This is a genomic window from Maritimibacter sp. UBA3975 (genome assembly GCF_002384975.1).
Lineage (GTDB): Bacteria > Pseudomonadota > Alphaproteobacteria > Rhodobacterales > Rhodobacteraceae > Maritimibacter.
This window is the reverse complement of sequence record NZ_DGCP01000009.1, coordinates 726,012-745,169: the sequence shown is the minus strand read 5'-3', so window position 1 is coordinate 745,169 and position 19,158 is coordinate 726,012. Positions and strand designations below refer to the sequence as shown.

General features: G+C 64.0%; 17 protein-coding genes. 10 read left to right on the top strand and 7 right to left on the bottom strand.

What is annotated here, in order from left to right; all coding sequences use genetic code 11:
- The gene (locus B2585_RS08815) at positions 1 to 984 is read left to right on the top strand and encodes an SUMF1/EgtB/PvdO family nonheme iron enzyme (protein ID WP_292022072.1); all 984 of its coding nucleotides are present in this window, start codon (positions 1 to 3) and stop codon (positions 982 to 984) included.
- Positions 985 to 1,196: 212 nt separating this feature from the next.
- Here B2585_RS08815 and B2585_RS08810 read toward each other — a convergent pair whose 3' ends face one another.
- Both B2585_RS08810 and B2585_RS08805 read right to left on the bottom strand, forming a co-directional pair.
- Positions 1,197 to 2,768 carry a hypothetical protein gene (locus tag B2585_RS08810; protein ID WP_292022070.1) on the bottom strand — a complete coding sequence of 524 codons (1,572 nt, stop codon included), beginning with the start codon at positions 2,766 to 2,768 and terminating at the stop codon, positions 1,197 to 1,199.
- Between the two features lie 223 nt (positions 2,769 to 2,991).
- A complete protein-coding gene (locus tag B2585_RS08805; protein WP_292022068.1) occupies positions 2,992 to 4,218 on the bottom strand; it encodes a UbiA family prenyltransferase in 1,227 nt (408 codons plus the stop codon).
- Between the two features lie 260 nt (positions 4,219 to 4,478).
- On the opposite strand from B2585_RS08805, the gene B2585_RS08800 reads away from it, so the two are divergent.
- Entirely contained in the window at positions 4,479 to 6,266 is a 1,788-nt protein-coding gene (locus B2585_RS08800) for a tetratricopeptide repeat protein (protein WP_292022066.1), read from the top strand.
- A gap of 187 nt (positions 6,267 to 6,453) precedes the next feature.
- Here the strand turns inward: B2585_RS08800 and B2585_RS08795 are convergent, their stop codons facing one another.
- Positions 6,454 to 7,077 carry a 3-oxoacid CoA-transferase subunit B gene (locus tag B2585_RS08795; protein WP_292022064.1) on the bottom strand — a complete coding sequence of 208 codons (624 nt, stop codon included), beginning with the start codon at positions 7,075 to 7,077 and terminating at the stop codon, positions 6,454 to 6,456.
- Complete coding sequence (locus B2585_RS08790) at positions 7,077 to 7,781, bottom strand: CoA transferase subunit A (RefSeq protein WP_292022062.1); 705 nt, start codon at positions 7,779 to 7,781, stop codon at positions 7,077 to 7,079. The genes B2585_RS08795 and B2585_RS08790 overlap by 1 nt, the downstream gene beginning before the upstream one ends.
- A 289-nt stretch (positions 7,782 to 8,070) precedes the next feature.
- Here B2585_RS08790 and B2585_RS08785 point away from each other — a divergent pair, with 289 nt between their 5' ends.
- From B2585_RS08785 to B2585_RS08750, 8 genes are all read left to right on the top strand, one after another.
- Positions 8,071 to 10,932: a monovalent cation/H+ antiporter subunit A gene (locus B2585_RS08785; protein WP_292022061.1), complete on the top strand. Its 2,862-nt coding sequence runs from the start codon at positions 8,071 to 8,073 to the stop codon at positions 10,930 to 10,932.
- A gap of 1 nt (position 10,933) precedes the next feature.
- Positions 10,934 to 11,290 carry a Na+/H+ antiporter subunit C gene (locus B2585_RS08780; protein WP_292022059.1) on the top strand — a complete coding sequence of 119 codons (357 nt, stop codon included), beginning with the start codon at positions 10,934 to 10,936 and terminating at the stop codon, positions 11,288 to 11,290.
- Positions 11,287 to 12,930 carry a monovalent cation/H+ antiporter subunit D gene (locus tag B2585_RS08775; RefSeq protein WP_292022057.1) on the top strand — a complete coding sequence of 548 codons (1,644 nt, stop codon included), beginning with the start codon at positions 11,287 to 11,289 and terminating at the stop codon, positions 12,928 to 12,930. The genes B2585_RS08780 and B2585_RS08775 overlap by 4 nt, the downstream gene beginning before the upstream one ends.
- Before the next feature lie 2 nt (positions 12,931 to 12,932).
- Positions 12,933 to 13,427: a Na+/H+ antiporter subunit E gene (locus B2585_RS08770; RefSeq protein WP_292022055.1), complete on the top strand. Its 495-nt coding sequence runs from the start codon at positions 12,933 to 12,935 to the stop codon at positions 13,425 to 13,427.
- The gene (locus B2585_RS08765; protein WP_292022053.1) at positions 13,424 to 13,693 is read left to right on the top strand and encodes a K+/H+ antiporter subunit F; all 270 of its coding nucleotides are present in this window, start codon (positions 13,424 to 13,426) and stop codon (positions 13,691 to 13,693) included. The genes B2585_RS08770 and B2585_RS08765 overlap by 4 nt, the downstream gene beginning before the upstream one ends.
- A gap of 7 nt (positions 13,694 to 13,700) precedes the next feature.
- Entirely contained in the window at positions 13,701 to 14,096 is a 396-nt protein-coding gene (locus tag B2585_RS08760) for a Na+/H+ antiporter subunit G (protein ID WP_292022051.1), read from the top strand.
- Between the two features lie 176 nt (positions 14,097 to 14,272).
- Positions 14,273 to 15,157, top strand: coding sequence for a formyltetrahydrofolate deformylase (gene purU / locus B2585_RS08755; RefSeq protein ID WP_292022049.1), 885 nt, complete (start codon positions 14,273 to 14,275; stop codon positions 15,155 to 15,157).
- A 53-nt stretch (positions 15,158 to 15,210) separates the two neighbouring features.
- A complete protein-coding gene (locus B2585_RS08750) occupies positions 15,211 to 16,146 on the top strand; it encodes an ornithine cyclodeaminase family protein (RefSeq protein WP_292022046.1) in 936 nt (311 codons plus the stop codon).
- 4 nt (positions 16,147 to 16,150) lie between these two features.
- Here B2585_RS08750 and B2585_RS08745 read toward each other — a convergent pair whose 3' ends face one another.
- The 3 genes from B2585_RS08745 to B2585_RS08735 all read right to left on the bottom strand — a co-directional run bounded on the left by B2585_RS08745 (position 16,151) and on the right by B2585_RS08735 (position 18,923).
- Positions 16,151 to 17,431 (bottom strand): hypothetical protein, encoded by a 1,281-nt coding sequence (locus tag B2585_RS08745; protein ID WP_292022044.1) that lies wholly within the window; start codon positions 17,429 to 17,431, stop codon positions 16,151 to 16,153.
- Positions 17,432 to 17,508: 77 nt separating this feature from the next.
- Positions 17,509 to 18,162 (bottom strand): ABC transporter ATP-binding protein, encoded by a 654-nt coding sequence (locus tag B2585_RS08740; RefSeq protein ID WP_292022041.1) that lies wholly within the window; start codon positions 18,160 to 18,162, stop codon positions 17,509 to 17,511.
- Positions 18,159 to 18,923 (bottom strand): ABC transporter permease, encoded by a 765-nt coding sequence (locus B2585_RS08735; protein ID WP_292022040.1) that lies wholly within the window; start codon positions 18,921 to 18,923, stop codon positions 18,159 to 18,161. The genes B2585_RS08740 and B2585_RS08735 overlap by 4 nt, the downstream gene beginning before the upstream one ends.
- Positions 18,924 to 19,158: the final 235 nt, after the last annotated feature.

Genomic DNA, 19,158 nt, shown 5'->3' with positions numbered 1-19,158 from the left:
ATGCGGAAAGCGATTGCGGCAATCGGGGTCTGTCTTGCGGTTTTGGCGGGTGGTCCCGCGGCATCCGCGACGCTGGCCGAGAACAACGAGGCCATGTTCCGGTTGATGCAGGAAAAGCGCGGTGTCACGGCCGCGCAGATCTCCCGGATCCGCCAGATCTTCAACGCCTCCGGCATGGCGGGGCAGGGGAATCCGGCCGTCACCCGTCATCCGATGACCCCGGCGCAGGCCGCGGCCAAGGTGCCGGGCGATCCCTATCAGTATTACCGCAATGCGCAGTTCGAGCGGATCTGCGGGCGCAAATACATGGCGCCGCTGTACGATCCCGCGACAGAGCGGCCGCAAGACGCGACCGTCTGCATCGACATGTTCGAATATCCCAACGTCCCCATGGCCTATCCGGTTACATGGATTTCGGCGCGTGAAGCCGCGCTGACCTGCGCGGCGGAAGGCAAGCGGATTGGAGACGCGCATGAGTGGGAAGGCGCGGCGGCCGGGGCGTTGCTCGCGCCCGACTACCGGTTCGATCTGGGCTCTCACGGCGCGATGCGGTCGTGGCACAATGCGAAGTGGGGGCAGTCGAAGTCATGGACATATGGGCCGCAGTGGCGGCGCGGGATTTGCGCGCAGAACAGTTCGAAGAGTCCCGGGTGCAACGGCGGTAGCTGGTCGGGTTGTGGCACCAACACCTATCCGGTGGGAAGCTTTCCGAACTGCCGCTCGGGGCTGGGTGTCTATGACCTCGAAGGGAATGCGGCAGAACACATGAACCTGCCTCTGGCGCCCGGTCAGATGGCCAGCCGAGGCTCCACCACGCTGGGCGTGACCGAGATGAAGGGGAGCTGGTTCATCTGGGACAAGATCCGTGCACATGAAGAATGGGCACGCTGGCGTGCGCCGTTCTGGCATGGCACCCGCGTCCTCTCGACCGGATCGCACCGCAATTACCACCTCGGGTTTCGCTGCTTCCGCGACGTGAAGTAACGCGCACTGCCAAAAGGTGCGGCTGCGCCGCGCAAGTCAAGCTTGCCGGCGCCCTGACGCCGGCAAGCGGACTGGCACCCGGCCGATAACAGCGGCGCAAGGTGCTCCCCTCTGGGGTTTTGGGCACAGGGCTTTTCGGTTGGTGTGTTACGGCCGGAACGAGAAAGGCCGCGCTGGGAGCGCGGCCTTTTGTCTTTGCGCGTGACAAGAGATCAGCGCGAGGCGATCCGGATCACCGGGCCCGGCAGCGGCCCATCGCTGTTGAGCAGGTAGGCGTAGCGGTTCGACGCCAGAAGCTCATCAAGATCCACGGCGCGCCCGTTGAGGTAGGCCGTGCGGCTCACCAGGCGAATGCCGTGGCTGTAGTCCGCATAGCTTGCACCATGCACTGTCGAGACCGGCTGGATTGGGTTGCCCTGCGAGCGGTGCCAGCCATAAATCGCGACGCGACCGGGGTTGGAGGCCATACGGCTCGCGATCACCACGTCCTTCTTGTGGCCGGAGATGAGCCCGGCGCGTCCCTTGCGCTGACCTTCGATGGTCGCGTTGTGGCGCAGGAAATAGTTGGTCGAAGACATCTGGGGACCGGCCTGCATGGGCGCGGGGCTGAGCTTGACCCGCGCCTGGGCGTAGATCGCATCGACCATGCGCGAGGTCGGAAGCGTCATGCCGAAGCGCTTTGCGATGGTCGCGGCCGCCGGCAGGCCCAGCGGGACCCGCACGAAATCGCTGTCGGAGCCAAGGGCGAGGTAGTCCGGCGTGACGCAGATCACGATCTCCGTCGAAGCGCCGCGTGCATCGCGTCCACGGAAGACCACCGGTTGCAGTTCCTTGAGGAAGCCGGGCATGTTGCCGCGCGCCAACTCATTGATGATGGCATTGTCGCGGTTTCCGCCGCTCCCGTTCCCGACGGCAGCAAGGAAGGCCGAGCCGGTCGGCGCGCCAGCACGGCGATTGGGCATGTTGCGCGCGTGGTTGCGGCCGCAGCCGTTGCCCGAGACACGGGGTGCAGCCGCGCGCGTGTCGGTGTCGGCCTGTGCAGCAGCCTCGACCACTGTGTCGCGCGACGGGGCGGTCGGCGCGAGCGCCGACATACGCAGCGTCCGGGGCAGAGCGCGCGGACGTGGCGACGTCAGCACGGCCAGTTCGGTCGCGTTGTTCATGGACGAGGTGGTGATCGTGCCATCCGTCTCCGCTTCGGCGAGGTCGGACGGAGCTTCCGCCTCGACGCTGGGGCGCCAGATCGGTCGCGGCGATTCCGCAATGGCACGCTCTGTGTCCGGTTGGCCCGTGGCAGGGTCGGCCCCGGGCGCTTCGTCGGCGCCGCTGGCCTGATCGATGGTCGACGTGGCCGGGGCCTGGCTCTCGCTGTCGGCCGTTTCGGCACGTTGTCCTGCTGCCAGCGAAGCCGCGGCACGGGTTTCAGCGTCGGTCTCGCTCAACCGGGCCATTGCTTGCGGCGAGGTCGTGTCGCCTTCCTCCACCGCCGGCAGGGGGGCGGGTTCGGTCACGGGACCCGGCATCGCGGCAAGCTCCACCTCCGGCGTCGCGGGCGCAATGCCCTCGTCGAGGCGCAGCCCGCTCAACACTTTGTCGGTCTGGGCAGCAAGGTCGAGGTCAGGCGCAGCGGCGCGCGTCTCTTCTCCCGGTGTCTCGGTCATGACGAAGGCCGTGACATAAGAGGGATAGAGGGTGTGCGCAGCAAACAGGCTACCCCAGGCGGAGACGACCAGGCCAGCCAGCACGCCAACGACCGCAAGGGCGATTGTGGGCGTCGGGCGCAAGCGTACAGGCGCGGTGTCTTTAACATCGTGTTTCAGTCGGATCATGGTCCGCGCTCGTATCGCCCCAAAGTTAAGATGACAATAAACGGACGACGCCGTGTGGGCGAGGTTTTTGGCCCATTGGCGAAAACCCGCCGCGAATCCGCTCACACCCGGCGGGAAACAGGTGCGAACCGCGACTGGCTGTCGCAGTTCAGGCCGGTTTTCGCCGGTCTCGCTGCGATCAGGCGATCAGCGCGACCACGAAAAGCGCGGCCATCGCCAGCCCGACGATTCGCGACATCCGGTCCGTCAGCGCGAAAACCACCGGGTCTTCGTTCACCAAACCGCGGTGTGCGAGCAACACGATCCGGCTGACCCAGAACAACAGGATCAACCCGATCCCCCAGAGTGCCATCGGCTCGGCATATTGGGCGCGCACCTCGGGCGTATCGAGATAGAGTGCAAGGACCAGCACCGCGATGAAACCCGACGTCGTCGCAATCATTGCGATGATCGGACGATCCTCGACGGTGTAGGCGCGCCCGGCGGCGCCCTTCGGGCCGGACTTCGCATCCAGCTCGACGAGTTCGGCGAGGCGCTTGACGGCGGCGAGCGACAGGAACAGGAAGATAGAGAAGGACAGTAGCCAGACCGACGGGTTGATCCCGGTCGCCGCAGCACCGGCCACGATGCGCATGGTATAGAGCATCGCCAGCACGACGATATCCAGTGCCAGCATCCCTTTGAGCCGCATCGAATAGGCCGTCGTCAGGACAAAGTATCCGGCGAGCACGAACACCAGCGGTGGGTTGGTCGAAAACGCCACCGCGAATCCCGCGATGAGGAGCGCCGCGAAGACCGGCGCGCCGTAGCGCAGGGGCAGGCGGCCGGACGCGAAGGGCCGGTCGCGCTTGGTCCGGTGACGCCGGTCCGCGTCCAGATCGGCCAGATCGTTGAGCACATAGACGGCCGAGGCGGTCAGGCCGAACGCGATAAAGGCGAGAAAGGCGTTGATCAGCGGCTCGTATCCGAACGCATGGGCCGCGACGAGGGGCAGGAATACGAGGACGTTCTTGACCCATTGATGCGGGCGCAGCTGGCGCACAAGTTCGCCGACGACCGGTCCCCGTGTCGGCGTGATCCCTTCGGCTTTCGGCGTTCTCCCGGGCACGACGCGCGAAACGACGGAAAGATGCTCGGCGACCGCTGCGGCCATCCGGGGGCGCCCGCTGTCAGCCAGAACGACTTCGCGCCCGGCCTCCTGCGCGGCGATGCACGCGGTCAGGGTCGCGGGATCATAGGGGAGCCGCCGGGCGTCCGGCAGAGGGCCTCGGGCGTTCTGGAACAGGTGGCGCCAGTCGTGGGCGGCCGCGGCCCAGAACATCTCGGCACCCAGATTGCCCCGCAGAAGGTCGCGGTCGAGGTCGATCACGAGGGCCTCGGCCCCGGGGCGGAAAGTCGTGTTCATATGTCACGGTTCAGGATTGGCGCGTCCGGCTCAACCTGCCGTGCGCTGCCGGTGCTGACAATGCAGGGGATGGATTGCCGCGTTCGTGCAGGCGGAGTTGTAGACTTGCGGCCACGGTCGGGCTAGCAATTGAGGGTGTTTTGCATGAGGGATTTGCCGTGAAATTTCGAGGGTTCGCCGCCGCCGCTGCCGTTGTCTGGTCGCTTCCGGGATTTGCGCAGGATGCGGGGGGGGAGATGCCTGCCGGGCAGGGCGAGCCTATGACCACGCAAGACGCGCCCAACATTGCAGAAGAGCTCAAGACCGGTCCTGCCCAAGGCATGACACAGGACGTGTCTCGCGTTGCGGACGAGTTGAAGGGCGCGCCGGCCGCGGCAGGTGACGTCATGCCTGCCCCCGCGACGCTCGGCGGGCGCGATCAGGTCAAAAGCGATCCGCGCAAGTCGGACGGCGTCTATGCCGATGCAGAGCTCCTTGGCATTACGCCCGGCGGAAAAAGCGCCGATGCACAGGAGTCCGAGCAGGCCGTAGAGGATGTGGCCGAACCCGCCGAGGCCGACGCCACCGAAACGGCTGGCTCGGATGCGGGAATGGATACGACAGCGGAGCCGGTGGCAGAGACGGCGGATGCGGAAGTCCAGTCACCCGCAGATGCCAACACCGCAGACGACGACGCTGGTGCGGCAATTGCCGAACCCCTCGGTGATGAGGCGACAACAGACGCTCACGCGGAAACATCGGACATGGCGGGGTCGAGCGACGAGACGATGGCCGACGAAGCGCAGCCGACCGAATCCGATGCGACGAACGCCGAAGCCGAAGACCTGGCCGAAGACGCCGGCGACATCGCAGATGAGGAAGCCGCCACTGATAAGATCTCGGCGGAGACCGAGAACGAAACCGTTGTCGCGGACCCGCCCGCCGAAGAAGCGCCAACGCGCGACGCCGAACAGCCGGACACGACCGTCACCACCGAAGCCGAGGCGCCGTCAGCCTCAGAAGACACAGGGTCGGACCCGGGTGAAGCTGAGATGGCAGACGCCGAACCGACAGAACCTGATCCGCTCGACGTCGCCGCGGCGACCTGTCTCGACATCGCGGGTCCCGCGAATGCGGGCGTTCCGGCCGCTGCGGTCGATGCCGCCACGCAGAAAGCCACCCTCGCGCGTGCTGCCGAAGCCTGTACCGAGGCGGCCACGGCCGAGGATGCCGACCCGGAAGTTCTGTTCCACGCCGCCGCCATTGCGCAGTCGCGCGGCGCGGCGGGCGACACGTTCGATCTTCTCACCCGCGCCGCCAAGGCCGGTCTTGGTGCGGCAGAGACGCGGCTCGGCGACTACTTCCTGTTCGGGGTCGGACCGGAAGGGCAAGATGTGACCAAAGCCGTCGGTCATTATCAGGCCGCGCAGGAAAAAGGTGATGCCGCGGGCATGACCACCCTGGCGTTGCTTTACCAGCTTGGTCGCGGTGTGCCGCGCGACCCGACGCGGATGGTCGAGCTGATGACCGACGCCGCCGATCTCGGGTATCACTTCGCGCAATACCGGCTCGCCCAGACCTACCTTTCAGGAGACGGCATTCCGGGCCGCACGAGCACGGCGCTGGGCATACCCGACACGTCCAAGGCGGTCCGCTACTACACGATGGCGGCGGATGCCGGAAACCTCTCGGCGGCTCTGGAACTCTCCGCACTGTATGCCGATCCCGAATCCGGTCTCCCGGACGATCCCGACGAACAGGTGCGGCTCACGCGTATGGTCTCCTCGACCGGCCACCCGCCTGCCATTGCGCAGATGGGGACGTTTTACGAGACAGGGCGCGGCGTGGACTACGACCCGGCGGTGGCTGCGGGGCTCTATGCCCGCGCAATGGAGAGCGGCAAGGTGGCCTTCGACGATTTGCGTAACGGCGCACCCGCGACCTGGGACCGCGACACTGCGCTCGAGTTCCAGAAGATCCTCCAGTCCCGCGGCCTCTACGACGGCCCTCTGGACGCGATTATCGGGGGCGGAACGGCCGCAGGGGCGCGGAGACTGGCCGGAAACTGACGCAATGTGAATTTTTCCGGACCCAGCGCCTCGCCTCCGGTCGCGCCGGTGGCCGAGAGGTGCTGCGTTGGCCGATCACCGGCACGAGCGGATCCGCGTGACTTCGACCGGCGAGCTGCTCTGATATACGCCGCAATAAAAAGGGGGCCGCGTGGCCCCCTTCCTTGTTCCTTCGGCTGCGACCGTATCAGACCAGCGTCGCCTCGGTCTTGGACCGGATCTCGTCTTCGGTCACGTCCGGCGCACATTCGACGAGCTTCAGGCCGCCTTCGACCACGTCGAACACACCAAGATCCGTGATGATGCGATCCACCACGCCGGTGCCCGTGAGCGGCAGCGTGCATTCCTTCAAAAGCTTCGACTCGCCTGCCTTGTTGGTGTGATCCATCACGACCACCACCTTCTCGACACCGGCGACGAGGTCCATGGCGCCGCCCATGCCCTTTACGAGCTTGCCGGGGATCATCCAGTTCGCGAGGTCGCCGTTTTCGGCCACTTCCATCGCGCCCAGGATCGCGGCGGCGATCTTGCCGCCCCGGATCATGCCGAAGGACATGGCTGAATCGAAATAAGACGTGCGGTTGAGTTCCGTGATTGTCTGCTTGCCCGCATTGATGAGGTCCGGGTCTTCCTCACCTTCGTACGGGAAGGGGCCCATGCCCAACATACCGTTTTCCGACTGAAGCGTGATGTCCTTGTCGCCCACATAGTTGGCGACGAGCGTCGGGATGCCGATCCCGAGGTTCACATACCAGCCGTCTTCGAGTTCATCCGCGGCCCGTGCCGCCATCTGATTGCGATCCCAAGGCATTATGCGTCCTCCCGGCTGCGTGTGGTGACTTTCTCGATGCGTTTTTCGTGGTCGCCCTGAATGATGCGATGCACATAGATGCCCGGCAGGTGAATCTGGTCGGGGTCCAGCGCGCCGCGCTCCACGATTTCTTCCACTTCCACCACGCAGACCTTGCCGCACATGGCGGCAGGCGGATTGAAGTTGCGGGCGGTCTTGCGGAACACGAGGTTGCCGGTGTCGTCGGCTTTCCAAGCCTTGACGATGGCGAGGTCCGCGAAGATGCCTTCTTCGAGAATGTAGTGCTCGCCGTTGAACACCTTGACCTCTTTACCCTCACCGATCTGCGTGCCGTAGCCGGTCTTGGTGTAGAAGCCCGCGATACCCGCACCGCCCGCGCGCATCCTTTCGGCCAGTGTGCCCTGCGGGTTGAATTCGAGCTCGAGCTCGCCCGACAGGTATTGCCGCATGAATTCGGCATTCTCGCCAACGTAGGACGACATCATTTTCTTGATCTGCTTCGTGTCGAGCAGCTTGCCCAGCCCGAAACCATCCACGCCCGCGTTGTTCGAGGCGACCGTGAGGTTTTTGACGCCACTGTCGACAATCGCGTCAATCAGCAGCTCGGGGATCCCGCAGAGGCCGAAGCCCCCGGCGGCGATCAGCATGTCGTCGCGCAACAGGCCATCCAGCGCGGCCGTCGCAGATTCATAGACTTTCTGCATGTTCCGTTCTTTCTCTATTGAAATCGAAGGTGCCTTGCGGCCCGCCAGAGGGTCTTCCCGTCACCCATCCGCCGTTCTCGCGCGAAAATAGCCGGGGCAACCCACGGGTTCAAGTTTGCGCTCCTAAGTAAGAATACGAATGGTCCGGTCGGCGACCGCGTGACTCCGGAAACGGCCATCTGACGGAGAATTCATCGAAAAAGTGCCCCGATTGCGATTGGTTTCCGGCGCGCAAACCAGTATTTCCGACGGATAACAAGAATACGGTCGACAGACACGGGGATACTGGATGGGTGACGGGAGTAATCTGCTGGTCATCATGGCGCTCCTGCCTTTCGTAGGGGCGCTGGTGCCGGGATGGATGATACGGGCGGGGCGCAATGCCTGCGCCACCTTTACGGCCATTCCCACGATCCTGGCGCTCGTCATGCTGGGGCTTCTGGCCCCCGACGTCATGGCGGGCGAGGTGATTCAGGCCGAGTTCTCGTGGCTCCCGCAACTGGGCCTGTCGGCCTCCTTCTTCCTGGACGGGCTGGGGCTTCTCTTCGCCGGGATGATCCTCGGCGTCGGATTGCTCATCATCCTTTACGCCCGCTTCTACCTGTCGGGCGAGGACCCGATGGGGCAATTCTACACCTACCTGCTGCTGTTCCAGGGCGCGATGCTGGGGATCGTCCTGTCCGATAACATCCTGCTTTTGCTGGTGTTCTGGGAGCTGACGTCGCTCTCGTCCTTCCTGCTCATCGGGTATTGGAAGCATCTGCCGGAAGGGCGGCAGGGTGCGCGCATGGCGCTCGCGGTGACCGGGGCCGGGGGGCTGGCCATGATCGGCGGGATGCTGATCCTCGGCAATATCGTGGGCAGCTACAACCTGACGGACATCCTCGCATCGGGCGACCTGATCCAGTCGTCAGACTGGTATGTGCCCGCGCTTGTTCTGATCTTGCTCGGGGCCTTCACCAAGTCTGCGCAGTTCCCGTTCCACTTCTGGCTTCCGCACGCGATGGCCGCGCCCACGCCTGTCTCGGCCTACCTGCACTCCGCGACGATGGTGAAGGCGGGCGTGTTCCTGATGGCGCGCATGTGGCCGGCGCTCGCGGGCACCGAAATCTGGTTCTACATCGTGGCTTCGGTCGGGCTCATCACGATGGTTCTGGGCGCGGTCATCGCGCTCTTCAAGGACGACCTGAAGGCGCTGCTCGCCTTCTCGACCGTCAGCCACCTCGGTCTGCTCACGATGCTTCTGGGCTTCGGCACCCCCGCCGCCGCCGTCGCCGCCGTGTTCCACATCATCAACCACCTGACGTTCAAGGCCGCGCTCTTCATGACCGCCGGGATCGTGGACCACGAAGCGCATACGCGCGACATCAAGCGGCTTGGCGGGCTTGCCCGGCTCATGCCGATCACCGCCACGATCGGCACAATCGCTGCGCTTTCGATGGCTGGTATCCCGCTTTTCAACGGGTTCCTGTCCAAGGAGATGATGCTGGAAGAGGCGTCGCACACCTATTGGTTCGAGAACCCGTGGATCGTGCCCGCGCTCGCCACGCTCGGGGCGCTTTTTTCGGTGGCCTATTCGCTGCGCTTCATCTTCCACACCTTCGGCGGGCCGGTGCGCGACGACTATCCGCACAAACCGCATGACCCGCCCTTCGGCATGTACGCCGCGCCCGCGCTCCTCGCGGTGCTCGTCGTGCTGATCGGGCTCATGCCCTTCCTGGCCGAGCCGCTGGTGACCGTCGCGGCCTCGGCCGTCGCGGGCGAAGCGCTGCATCCGCATCTCAAGATCTGGCACGGCGTGACCCCCGCGCTGTTCATGTCGCTCGCGGCCATCGGGGGCGGGATCGTGTTCCTCCTGATCCACCGCCCGCTCGACCGGGTCTGGCTCGCCGCCCCCCGGCCCGAGGCGAAAGCCATCTTCGAATGGATCGTTGAGAAGCTCGCGGCGCTGTCACGCTGGATCACCGAAATCTCCCATAACGGTGCCATTTCGCGCTATGTCGCGATCTTTACCGTGGCCTCTGTCGCGCTGGGCTTCGCTGCCTATTCCGGCGGCGGCGTCGGACCCGAGACGCGCGCGATGCTTCCCATTCCGCCCCTCGTCGGCGTCGGATGGTTCGCGCTTGTCTGTGGTGTCGGCGCGGTCGTGGTGTTCCACCGCACCCGTTTCCGCGCACTCGTCGTGCTGTCCATTATCGGCCTGATGATCTCGGCCGGTTTCGTCTATCTCTCCGCTCCTGACCTCGCACTCACGCAGATTTCGGTCGAGACGGTGACGATCATGCTGCTCCTTCTGGCGCTTCACTTCATCCCGAAGGAGACGCCGAAAGAATCCAGCGGCCTCTTGCGCGCACGCGACGGGGTCATCGCGGCGGTCGCCGGTCTTGGCACCGGGGCGCTCGCCTACACGTTCATGCTGCGCGACGTGGACACGATCTCGGGTTTCCACCTCGACAATTCCTACGAAGGAGGCGGCGGTAGCAACGTGGTCAACGTGATCCTCGTGGATTTCCGTGGTTACGACACCTATGGCGAGATCATCGTGCTCGGCATCGCGGGTCTCATCATCTATGCGCTGATGACCGCGCTTCTGAATGGTCCCGCCGGGCGCAAGCTGCGCAATACCGATTTCACCCGCGATCTGTCGCGTGACCGTCACCCGTTGATGATGGTGGTGGCGACCCGTGTGATGATGCCCATCGCCGTGATGGTCGGCATCTACATCTTCCTGCGGGGCCACAACTATCCGGGCGGCGGCTTCGTCGCCGGTCTGGTCATCGCCATCGCGCTGCTCATGCAATACATGGCCTCGGGCTTCGCCTGGACCCAGATGCGCCAGAGAATCCAGTATCACGCCATGATCGGCTTCGGCGTCGTGATCGCGGGGCTGACCGGGGCGGGCGCATGGCTCGCGGGAAAGCCGTTCCTGACCTCGGCCTACGGCTACATCCACCGCCCGCCGATCGAGGAGTTCGAATGGGCCACCGCGCTCTTCTTCGACCTTGGCGTGTTCCTCACGGTGCTCGGCGCGGTGATGCTCATGCTCTACAGCCTCAGCCGGATCGCGCGTTACGCGGGTCAGCAGGTGAACCTCGAACCGATGGACTACGACCCGGCCGACCGGGTGAAGAAGCGGGAAGGGAGCGAATAACGTGGAACTCGTCGTCGCCAGCGCAATCGGTGTCCTGACAGCGGGAGGGGTCTACCTCGTCCTGCGTCTGCGCGCCTTTCCGGTCATCCTCGGTCTATCGCTCCTGTCTTATGCCGTGAACGTCTTCATCTTCGCGTCGGGCCAGCTTGCCGTGAACCTGCCGCCGATCCTAGATAAGTACGGTGACGCGAGCTACACCGACCCGCTGCCGCAGGCGCTCGTCCTGACGGCTATCGTGATTTCCTTCGGCATGACCGCCGTGCTCGTGATGATCGCGATCGGCGCCTTCCTCGATAGCGGAACAGACAAGGTGAACATTTCGCGGGAAGACCGCGACGTGGAGGACCCGGTGAAATGAACCACTGGATCATCGCGCCCATTATCCTGCCCGCGCTGCTCGCCCCGATCCTGGGCTACGTCATGCGTCACGACGTGACGATCGCGCGCATCGGCTCGATCGCCGGGAGCGTGGCGATGGTTGCCATTGCCGCCGGCCTTTTCGTGACCGCCGCCGGTGGCGACATTTCCGTCTATCGCCTCGGCGACTGGCCGGCGCCGTTCGGGATCGTGCTGGTGCTCGACCGGCTTTCGGCGCTCATGGTGCTGCTCACCTCCGTCCTCGCGCTCATCGTCCTGATCCACGCGGTCGCGACGAACTGGGATGCAAAGGGCGTGCATTTCCACGCGTTGTTCCAGTTTCAGCTCATGGGGATCGCCGGTGCCTTTCTCACCGGTGACGTCTTCAACCTGTTCGTGTTCTTCGAAGTGCTGCTTATCGCGTCCTACGGCCTGATGATCCACTCGGGCGGACGCGCGCGGATGCGGGCAGGGCTGCAATACGTCGTGATGAACCTCGCTGGCTCGACGCTGTTTCTCTTCGCCCTCGGGACGCTTTACGCCTCAACCGGCACGCTCAACATCGCCGACCTCGCCGTGCGGCTTCAGGAGATTCCGGTGGAAGAGGCCGGACTCGTGCGCGTGGCTGCGATGCTTCTGATGATCGTCTTCGCGGTGAAGGCCGCGCTCTTCCCGGTTCAGTTCTGGCTCCCCGGCGCCTATTCCAACGCGCCCGCTCCGGTCGCGGCGCTCTTTGCCATCATGACCAAGGTCGGGGCCTATGCGATCCTGCGTATCCACAATGTCGTCTTCGGCCCGGATATCGAGGCGACGGGGGACATGGCGGGGCTGTGGCTGTTCGCCGCCGCCATCGTGACGGTCGCCATCGGCGCGATGGGCGTTCTTGGCGCACGTCGTCTGATGCCGCTGATCGCGTTTTCCGTGCTGGGGTCGATGGGCACGCTCATGCTCGCCATCGCGGCCTTCACGCCCGGCGCGACTACGGCCGCGCTTTATTATCTCGTCCATTCCACCTTCGCGGCCGCCGCGCTGTTCCTGATCGCCGATCTCGTCATTACACGGCGACCGGGCGATACGCTGACCACATTGCCGGCCACCGTGCAGAACGGCCTGTTCGCGGCGCTTTTCTTCGGCGCGGCCATCGGCATGGCCGGGATGCCGCCGCTGTCGGGGTTCCTCGGCAAGCTCTTCGTGCTCGAGAACCTGCGCGCGCCCGGTCAGATGGCATGGGCGTGGAGCGCGATCCTGATCGGTTCGCTCGTCACCATCGTCGGCTTCGCGCGCGCAGGTAGTGCGCTGTTCTGGAAATCCACGGCCTTCGTCCTGCCGGAGAACACGATCACCGAGAGCGAAGAGGACGAGGAAGTCCCGATCACCCACGAACCCGCGCGCGCCTGGGAGGTCGCCCCCACGATGGCCGCCATCGGCGCGCTGGCGGCGCTTTCGATCTTTGCCGGTCCCGCCGCGCGTTACCTCGAGGCGACGTCCGACCAGATCATCGATCGCACCGGCTATGTCGCCGCCGTCCTGAGCAATCCCGACGGGCTCAAACCCTATCCCAAATCGCACGGCGACGAGGAAGCCGGGTATGGTGAGGACGCGGCCAAGGCCGAGGGCCACACGACCGAGGAGGCGCACTGACAATGCTTGCACGACGTCTCGTCCCGCACCCGATCATCAGCGTCCTCCTGCTCATCGTCTGGATCATGCTGGTCAACAAGGTCACGGTCGGCAATCTCCTCCTCGGTGCGATCTTCGGGCTCGCCGTCCCTGTCATCACCGCGCCGTACTGGCCCGACCGGCCCACGGTCCACCGCCCATTCAAGGTGCTCGAATATATCCTGATCGTCCTGTGGGACATCATCGTGGCCAATGTCGAAGTGGCCCTGATCATCCTGTTCAAACCGAACAAGAAGATCGAGAGCCACTGGATCAACGTCCCGCTGGAGCTCACGTCGGCCGAGGCGATCACCGTGTTGGCCGGGACCATCACCATGACCCCCGGCACCGTCTCGGCGATGCTGTCGGCGGACGGCGGCAATATCCTCGTCCACTGTCTCGACACCGACGATCCCGACAGCGTGCGCGCGGACATCAAGCAGCGGTATGAGCGCCGGTTGAAGGAGATTTTCCAATGATCGAAATGGCTTTGATCTTCGCGATGGCCTGCTATGGGGCCGGGCTGTTCTTCAACCTCTGGCGTATCCTGCGCGGCCCGCAGGCGGCGGACCGGATTCTCGCGCTGGACACGATGGTCATCAACGCCATCGCGCTCCTGATCCTCTACGGGATCAAGGCGAACACGGCGACTTACTACGAGGCGGCGATGCTGGTGGCGATGGTCGGGTTCGTTTCGACCGTGGCCTACTGCCGGTTCCTGCTGCGCGGCGACATCATCGAGTGAGGACGACATGGAGCAATTCGCGGAAATCCTGATCTCGGCCTTTCTGGTCATCGCGGGCATCTTCGGGCTCGCCGGGTCCTATGGCCTCGTGAAGCTGCGCGATACGATGCAGCGCCTTCACGCGCCGACCAAGGCAACAACCCTTGGCGTGGGCGGCGTGCTCATCGCCTCGATGCTCTATTTCGGGCTGATCAGGCAGTCGCTCAGTTTTCACGAGCTGCTGATCTCGATCTTCCTCTTCCTGACCGCTCCGATCACGGCGAACTTCATCGCCAAGACCTTTCTCGCCCAGAACGTGAAGCCCGAGGACATCCCCGAGACGGATCGCGCCTATGGCTGGGCGGTCTACGAAGACCCGCCGGGCGGCACCGGGGTCGAGCACGAGGACCAGCGCGGCGAGTAACCGCGGCGAAACGCGGGACGCCTATCGGAACGGAATTCCCCCTTGGGCGACGCGTGGGGCCGTTCCATTCGTTCAAACGTCGGTGCATGCCGGATTCGTGTCGCTGCGCGCGTTGACCAAACCGGGCGGGCGCTGTTTGGTCAGCCGGACTGACCTTCAACCCATTGGACCCTCTCATGCCCACCTATGTGCTCACCGTCCGCTGCAAGTCGCGCCGTGGCATCGTCGCCGCAATCTCGGGCTACCTTGCCGAGACCGGCTGCAACATAACCGACGCCGCGCAGTTCGACGACGCCGAGACCGACCGCTTTTTCACCCGGATCAGCTTCCGCCCCGAGACCGGCGCTGAGCTCGACGCGCTGCGCGAAGGGTTCACCCCGATCGCGGCGGAGTTCGACATGGACTGGGGACTGCATGACAGTGCAGAGCGGATGAAGGTCATCATCATGGTGTCCAACTTCGGCCATTGCCTGAACGACCTGCTCTACCGCTGGCGCATCGGGGCGCTGCCGATCGACATCGTGGGCGTCGTTTCCAATCACATGACCTATCAAAAGGTCGTCGTGAATCACGACATTCCCTTCCACCACATCAAGGTGACGAAGGAGAACAAGCCCGAGGCCGAGGCGCACCTTCTGAACGTCGTGAAGGAATCCGGCGCCGACCTCGTCGTGCTCGCCCGTTACATGCAGATCCTGTCCGACAGCCTGTGCCAGCAGATGTCGGGTCGCATCATCAACATCCACCACTCGTTCCTGCCGTCCTTCAAGGGCGCGAACCCCTACAAGCAGGCGTTCGAGCGTGGCGTGAAACTCATCGGAGCGACGGCGCATTACGTCACCGCCGACCTCGACGAGGGACCGATCATCGAGCAGGACACCGTGCGCGTCACCCATGCGCAGTCTCCGGGCGACTACGTCTCGCTCGGGCGCGACGTGGAGAGCCAGGTCCTCGCCCGTGCGGTTCACGCCCATATCAACCGGCGCTCCTTCCTCAACGACGACAAGACAGTCGTCTTTCCGGCAAGCCCCGACAGCTACCGGTCCGAACGTATGGGCTGACCGCTTGACCCCTTGCGCCTGGCGGGCGATCCAAGGGGGACAAGGGGGCAGACATGCAGACACGGTTCATTACCTACGAGGACGCGGCGGGCAAAGTATCCTGGCCCGACGTGATTTCTGCGCTCGAGGCGGGTCACAGGCGGCCGCGCGCCGAGATTCGCGACCTGTTTCTAGGCCCGGCGGAGGCCACGCTTCTCAACCGCGCGGCCTATATCGAGGGGCTGGGATATGGCGTGAAGGCCGTGACCGTGGTGGACGCCAACGCCGCGCGCGGACTGCCGACCGTGCAGGGCGCCATGACGGTCTTTGCGCCAGACACGGGCGCGCCGACTGCCATCGTGGAAAGCCGGCTGGTGACGGAATACAAGACTGCCGCGGACTCCGTCCTCGGCGCGCGGCTTCTTGCACGGCCCGAGAGCCGCCACCTCGTCATCGCCGGGGCTGGCGTTGTCGCGCGCAGTCTCGTCCATGCCTACAGTGCAGGGTTTCCGGGGCTGGAACGTATTACGCTCTGGGCGCGTCGCCCGGAACAGGCCGAGGCGCTGGCCGCAGAACTGAGCGGCGGCGGCGTGGAGATCGCGGCGGCCACGGACCTCGCGCAGGCTGTGGGCTCCGCGGACATCGTCGCGTCAGCCACGATGGCCCGGGTGCCATTTCTTCAGGGGGACTGGGTCGCGCCGGGAACCCATGTGGACCTGATCGGCGCGTTCAAGGCAGATATGCGCGAGGCAGACGATACGCTCATCACCCGCGCGACGCTGTTCGCGGATAGCCGCGACACGACCCTGCACCACATCGGCGAGTACCTGATCCCACTCAAGGCTGGCGTGATCGGGGAAGCCGACCTCGTGGCTGACCTTTACGACCTGGTGCCCGGTTCGCACGCGGGCAGGGCAGGGGCCGACGAGATCACGCTCTACAAGAACGGGGGTGGGGCCCATCTCGACCTGATGACAGCCATGTGCATCGCGGGCGCACTGGACGCCTGATCCGTCAGGTGGAGTGTTCACGCACCACATAGACGATCATCAGAGCGATGCCCCAGAGCATCACGGCGAAGCCGATGAAGACTAGGATGTTCTGCACACGCTTGGGGTAGCGCGATTCCTCCGGCAGGGACGGGCGCACGAAAGACGCGATGTAGCGTTGCTGACGGTCCGCTTCCAGCCGGGCGGCCTCGCGCGCGGCGAGTGAGGTCACATAAGCCTGTTGAAGGAACTCGAGGTCCACCGACAGCCCTTCGTACATGCCGAGGCGCTCGGACAGCGTGAGGTTCTGCGTCCCATCCTCGCCGACCGCGTCCGGGTCCGTCGTCACGTTCGAGGAGCTACCGGTCCCGAGCCGCTCGCGCTGCTCTTCCAACTGGCGTTCCATCGACTGGATTTCGTTGCGCAGCACCCGAACCGTGGGCGCGTCGTCGCTCAGGTAATTCAGCAGCGAATTGAGGCGCGTCCGCGCTGCCGCGAGGTCGCCTTCCAACTGCCCGAGCAATTCGATCTGGGCCCCGGCCGAGGCCTCGGGATCGACGTCCTGACGCTCGTCACGGAAAGCGACGAGGGCACGGCGGTGTTCCTGAAGCTGTTCTTCGATCCTGGCGACTTCCCGTTCGGCGCTGGCCATCGAGTCGAACCTGGCTTGCTCGGACACCTCGTTAACGAGGTCGTCGGCCACCTCCAGAATCGCCTCGGACACTTGACGCGCACTTTCGGGCTCGAACGCCTGCACTTCAAGTGTCAGGATCTGCGAGGCCGTATCGAAATAGACCGAAATCCAGCGCCCCATGTAGTCCTGCAACTCTTCGACGGTCACGTCGTCGGGCAGGCGGGTCAGGAAATCGGCTTTGTCGGTCTGATAGATTTCGCGCAGATCGACCTTGTCGTTGAGCCGGTCGATCAGGTCACGGCTCTCGATGAAATCGACGAGCATGTAGCTGTCGCTCATCGTAGATCCGGCGGACGACATCGTCGTCATCATGCTCAGAAGGTCGCCCGAGGGCATCGAACTCGACGGGGAGCGTACGGCGAACTTGGTCTCGACCGCATACCGATCGGCGGCGAAATGGAACCAGTAGACGGCGGCGAGCGCGGCCGGGATGATCACGCACATCACGAAACTGGCCCAAGCGAAAACGCGCCGACGCCGCTGCGCCTTCATCGTCCGCTTGTTGGCCTCGTTGGCGTTGATGACGTGAAGTTTCTGCTGCGGAGCAGGCTTTTTCTCCTCCGCAGGTTTGTTTTCTTCTACGCGCTTTTGCGTCTGGCCGTCAGCCGCCATGACCTTGGTCCTTGTTCGAAACCGCTTTTATCTAAGCATGTTGGGGTGTTGCCGCAACCACTGCGCGGTCCGTGCGCTCATTCTTCATTGAGCTTGTTGTAAACCTGAATCGCCTCTTCAAGGTCTTCATAGTAGGTCATTTTTCCCTCGTGAACAACGAGTCCGGTGTCGCAGTACTCGCGAAGGTTGTTCATCGCGTGAGACACCATGACGATCCGGGAGTGGGGCAGGCGCTCCATGAAGGCTTGTTTCGACTTGGCTTTGAACCGGGCATCGCCCACCGCCATGATCTCGTCCACGAGATAGACCTCGAAGTTGACGGCCATAGACACGCCGAAAGCGAGCCGCGCGCCCATGCCTGAGGAATAGGACTTCAACGGCTCGTAATAAAACTGGCCCAGCTCGGCGAAGTCCCGGACCTTCTCGATCATTTCCTCGGTGTTCTGCCCATAGACTCGGGCGACGAACCGCACGTTTTCAAGTCCCGACAGGTCACGATGAAAACTGCCGCGAAAGCCCAACGGCCAGGATACGGTCTTGGAGCGCCGGATGATCCCGCCATCAGGCTCTTCGATGCCCGCGATCATGCGCAGGAGCGTGGACTTGCCCGCACCGTTGCGCCCGAGGATGCCGATGTTCTTCCACGGCAGCGTGATGGTCGCACCGTTCAGGATGATGCGCCGGCCCTTTCGAAGGGGGTAGGTCTTTGAGACGTTCTGAAGCTCGATCATTGTTGCCGGAACCTTGTCAGTTTCTCGCCCACGAAGCCGAAGCAATTGAGCACGGCAACCCATGTGAACAGGTAAAACAGGTCGACGTCAGGGGCGGAATACTCCGCGAAGTAGCCGATGCGAAACCCCTCGATTCCATGCACCAACGGGTTCCAGGCGAGAAGTTCGCGATACCGCGTCGGGATGCTCGACATCGAATAGAAGATGCAGGAGACGAAGAACGCCGGTCCCATGATGATGTGATAGAAGTTCAGGATCGAGGGAAGGAAGCGGCGGATGACGGCCAGTGAAAGCCCCGCCCCGAGCGCCATCGACGCGAGCAGAAAAAGCGGCAGGGCCATGAGCGGGACGTGTTTCGGCCCCGGCGCGCCCAGCACGAAGACCTGGAACGAAATCACGATGAACATGATGAGAAGGTTCGTCGCGACATCCAGAAGGACCCGGGCGAGAACGGAATCGACCGGTTTGACCATTGGATAATTGAACAATGGCCGGTTCTGCTCGAAGGCGTGCATGACGTAGCCCGCCGTGTTCTTGAACATGTTGAACGACAGCACGCCGGTTGCGAAGAAGATCGCGAATTCGGTCCCGCCGCCGGTGCCTCCCCGGAACTCCCTGAACAAAAGCGTGAGAATTGTGATCTGGAGCACCGGTTCGACGATGGCCCAGGTGTATCCCGCCCGGGACCGCCCGTGGCGCACGCGGGACTCCCGCAGCACCAGCGCGAGAATCACGCGGATATGTATTCGTAGAGCTTTCATGCCGATCCCAATGACTGCGCGGGGTTACCCGCCGAGTGATGCGCCCGTGCATCATATCTGGTTGACATGACTGGGCGAAACACGCTGAGTTTGATAGACAGCCGGAAAGAGTTCGTCAAAACGAGATCTGGGTCTTGGCAGATTGTGTGGATATCTTCATTAAGCCGGGATATCAGATGCCACTCATATCGCAGCAGACGAATCCGAACCGGATCGGAATAAGATAGGGGCCAGA

Coding starts and splice junctions, on each gene's coding strand:
- B2585_RS08815 (WP_292022072.1), top strand. CDS start 1: ATGCGGAAAGCGATTGCGGCAATCGGGGTCTGTCTTGCGGTTTTGGCG.
- B2585_RS08805 (WP_292022068.1), bottom strand. CDS start 4,218: ATGAACACGACTTTCCGCCCCGGGGCCGAGGCCCTCGTGATCGACCTC.
- B2585_RS08800 (WP_292022066.1), top strand. CDS start 4,479: ATGACCACGCAAGACGCGCCCAACATTGCAGAAGAGCTCAAGACCGGT.
- B2585_RS08795 (WP_292022064.1), bottom strand. CDS start 7,077: ATGCCTTGGGATCGCAATCAGATGGCGGCACGGGCCGCGGATGAACTC.
- B2585_RS08790 (WP_292022062.1), bottom strand. CDS start 7,781: ATGCAGAAAGTCTATGAATCTGCGACGGCCGCGCTGGATGGCCTGTTG.
- B2585_RS08785 (WP_292022061.1), top strand. CDS start 8,071: ATGGGTGACGGGAGTAATCTGCTGGTCATCATGGCGCTCCTGCCTTTC.
- B2585_RS08775 (WP_292022057.1), top strand. CDS start 11,287: ATGAACCACTGGATCATCGCGCCCATTATCCTGCCCGCGCTGCTCGCC.
- B2585_RS08770 (WP_292022055.1), top strand. CDS start 12,933: ATGCTTGCACGACGTCTCGTCCCGCACCCGATCATCAGCGTCCTCCTG.
- B2585_RS08765 (WP_292022053.1), top strand. CDS start 13,424: ATGATCGAAATGGCTTTGATCTTCGCGATGGCCTGCTATGGGGCCGGG.
- B2585_RS08760 (WP_292022051.1), top strand. CDS start 13,701: ATGGAGCAATTCGCGGAAATCCTGATCTCGGCCTTTCTGGTCATCGCG.
- purU (WP_292022049.1), top strand. CDS start 14,273: ATGCCCACCTATGTGCTCACCGTCCGCTGCAAGTCGCGCCGTGGCATC.
- B2585_RS08750 (WP_292022046.1), top strand. CDS start 15,211: ATGCAGACACGGTTCATTACCTACGAGGACGCGGCGGGCAAAGTATCC.
- B2585_RS08745 (WP_292022044.1), bottom strand. CDS start 17,431: ATGGCGGCTGACGGCCAGACGCAAAAGCGCGTAGAAGAAAACAAACCT.
- B2585_RS08740 (WP_292022041.1), bottom strand. CDS start 18,162: ATGATCGAGCTTCAGAACGTCTCAAAGACCTACCCCCTTCGAAAGGGC.
- B2585_RS08735 (WP_292022040.1), bottom strand. CDS start 18,923: ATGAAAGCTCTACGAATACATATCCGCGTGATTCTCGCGCTGGTGCTG.